This window comes from Ruegeria sp. YTSA168 (assembly GCF_059610045.1).
This window is the reverse complement of record NZ_JBXWMW010000036.1, coordinates 1-1,511: the sequence shown is the minus strand read 5'-3', so window position 1 is coordinate 1,511 and position 1,511 is coordinate 1. Positions and strand designations below refer to the sequence as shown.

Annotated in this window: 1 protein-coding gene; it reads left to right on the top strand. The window is 52.3% G+C overall.

Going from position 1 to position 1,511, the window contains the following annotated elements; translation table 11 throughout:
• The first annotated feature begins 85 nt into the window (after positions 1-85).
• Positions 86-1,437, top strand: a protein-coding gene (locus tag AC2FFE_RS20870) for an IS3 family transposase (protein WP_496847610.1) whose coding sequence is annotated in 2 segments (ribosomal slippage) — positions 86-422 and positions 422-1,437 — 1,353 coding nt in all. Because the reading frame shifts where the segments join, the coding sequence is not laid out codon by codon here.
• Positions 1,438-1,511 lie beyond the last annotated feature (74 nt).

The window sequence follows — 1,511 nt, the reverse complement described above, 5'->3', positions numbered from 1 at the left end:
TGTCTGACGTCAGCACCTATGGGACAGATTTGAGGATTTGAACAACGGAGGGTTTCTGGTTCATCGTAGCCTTTAAGGAGCGAAGATGAACAAGAAGCCCGGAACATCGAAAGACGCAGCTGACAAGCTGGTCAAAAATATCCGCCGCAAGACCCGCCAAACTTACTCGGCGGAGGAGAAAATCCGGATTGTTTTGGCCGGATTGCGCGGGGAGGAAAGCATCTCTGCGTTGTGTCGCCGGGAGGGCATCTCTGACAGCCTGTATTATACTTGGTCGAAGGAATTCCTTGAGGCTGGAAAGCGGCGTCTTTCCGGCGACACAGCGCGTCAGGCGACATCGCCTGAGGTGAAGGAATTGCGATCTGAGGCCATGGCTCTGAAAGAATGCGTTGCCGACCTAACCCTTGAAAACCGTCTGCTCAAAAAAAGCATGACAGGGGCTGGGGAGTTCGAGGAATGAGGTATCCTGCGTCTGAGAAACTGGAGATCATCCTCACGGTTGAAGCGTCGCATCTGCCCACAAAGATGACCCTTGATATGCTGGGTATACCGCGCACCACATTTTACCGGTGGTATGACCGATATGTCGAAGGCGGCTTTGATGCTTTGGCAGATCGTTCGCCGCATCCAAAGTCGGTCTGGAACCGCATCCCTGATGCCCGCCGTGACGATCTCATCGAGTTCGCGCTGGAACATGAGGCGCTGACTACGCGGGAGCTGGCGGTTAAGTATACTGATGAGAAGCGGTATTTTGTCTCTGAATCATCAGCTTACCGAATTCTGAAAGCAGCGGATCTGATCACCGCACCAGATTATGTGGTGATCAAGGCGGCAGACCAGTTCAAAGACAAAACGACCGCCATCAACCAGATGTGGCAGACCGACTTCACCTACTTCAAGATCATTGGTTGGGGCTGGTATTACCTGTCCACCATCCTCGACGACTACAGCCGCTACATCATCGCCTGGAAGCTTTGCACAAATATGCGTGCTGAGGACGTAACAGACACGATCGAGTTGGCTCTGGCAGCATCAGGTTGCGACAAGGCCGTGGTCCGACACAAACCCCGTCTGCTCAGCGACAATGGATCCTGTTACATCTCTGGCGATCTGGCCAAATGGCTGGAGGATCAGAAGATGGACCATGTTCGCGGAGCGCCATTCCACCCGCAAACTCAAGGCAAAATAGAACGATGGCATCAGACCATGAAGAACAGGGTTCTGCTCGAGAACTACTACCTACCCGGTGATCTCGAACGCCAAATCGGGACCTTCGTCGATTACTACAACAACCAACGCTACCATGAGAGCCTGAACAACGTCACACCCGCTGACGTCTACTTTGGTAGGGACAAAGCCATTCTAAGAGAAAGGGAAAAGATCAAGAAACTGACGATCCGACAGCGCCGCTTGCAACATCAAAAACAAGCAGCATAATCAATCACACAACCGAACCAGAGCCTCCAATGTTCAAGCCGCTCTGATGTCCCATTTTATATGACGACAGACAC